Below are 1,294 nucleotides of genomic sequence, written 5' to 3' on the forward strand. Positions count from 1 at the left end.
CTAGGCAATGACTATTTAGCGTCACAAGGTTTAGTGTCATTGAGAGATATTTGGATCGGTATTCATTACGGGAGATGGACCGCCCATTGCGAACCCGCATGATGGGTGGTGTGGGGGCTGGAGGTTAGAGACCTCCGGCTACCCGATTAGGTGAATTATCACCAATATACCATTCAATTGCTTTCTTTACTGAGTGTGGGTACCAAGTTCCAATTCGAGGATCCATAAAGTTTCCTCCTAGTGATACCTCAGCTTCCGAAGCTTGATCGTAATACTCAACAATTGAAGGGTTAACATTTTTCCCATCTAGATTTTTTAACATTATCAATGCCATTACTTTTGCTACATCACTACTTTTATCTTTTTTAATAAATGAAATTAATTGCTCTACTTTATTCGTACCAGATCCGACGGATAAAGCTCTTACTCCAGATATTTCTGCATGGAAAAATTGACTGGTTAAGAATGGTTTTAGAACGTCAAACTCCAAAGGGTATTCAATTAGAAACGAAGTTTCTAAAGCTGCATGCTGCTTGAAAAACAACTCGAAATCACTTGCAGTTGCTTGAGCAGATAAAATTGCAACCTTTTCATTGAGTGGTGTAATAATACTTTCTTCGATAGTTTCAGTGCTACAGCTTGAGCCATGTAATTTATTAAAAATGCAAACTTGGGTTTTTTCATAGTTTTCAGTTTGAGCTTTCGCTTGATGCAATGAATGGCGGTACGTCGCAGCAACACTTCCATCCTCTAGTATTTCTGCATATCCAGACGTTGGAGTCGCTATTTTATAGCTATCGCCTTGCTTCAAAAGAAACATATAAGCGTTTACACCGTCTTTAAGCCAAAACCCGTGTTCATCTGACTCAGCGTTTGTCGTTACAACGTCGTAAAGGTAGAAGTCATTAACAATAATATTTGGATGTGGCTTTTCCCCTGAAATATGCTTTATCAGCTCTAATTTAAGGGAACTCCCAGTGTTTTTAAGTACTTTGAAAATAGCAAAACTATTAGCACCTTTAACGACATCGCCATGCCAAGGCTCATCCCAAGTATGTGCTAATGATTTAAAACAACATAGAACAGAAATTAATATAACTAGAATTCGCACTCGAACTTCCTTATTCACCTAACGCTTTGCTAAGCGGCAATAAAATAGTTGGCTAAAATTAGCGAGGAACGAGCAAAAGCCAACTGTTTTTTGTCCGTTTAAGCAACTTATAGTTACTCCGTTCCATTAATTAATGTATTTACCTATCTCATTAATACATGGAATATGCTTCTGTTGATCACG

General features: G+C 38.0%; 1 protein-coding gene. It reads right to left on the reverse strand.

Translation table 11 applies throughout. The features are described 5' to 3' along the window. Positions 1 to 124: 124 nt before the first annotated feature. Positions 125 to 1,111 carry a hypothetical protein gene (locus NRL14_RS20730; protein ID WP_149604799.1) on the reverse strand — a complete coding sequence of 329 codons (987 nt, stop codon included), beginning with the start codon at positions 1,109 to 1,111 and terminating at the stop codon, positions 125 to 127. Positions 1,112 to 1,294 lie beyond the last annotated feature (183 nt).

Origin of the sequence: Pseudoalteromonas sp. 20-92, assembly GCF_030847595.1 — a bacterium.
Classification (GTDB): domain Bacteria; phylum Pseudomonadota; class Gammaproteobacteria; order Enterobacterales; family Alteromonadaceae; genus Pseudoalteromonas; species Pseudoalteromonas fuliginea.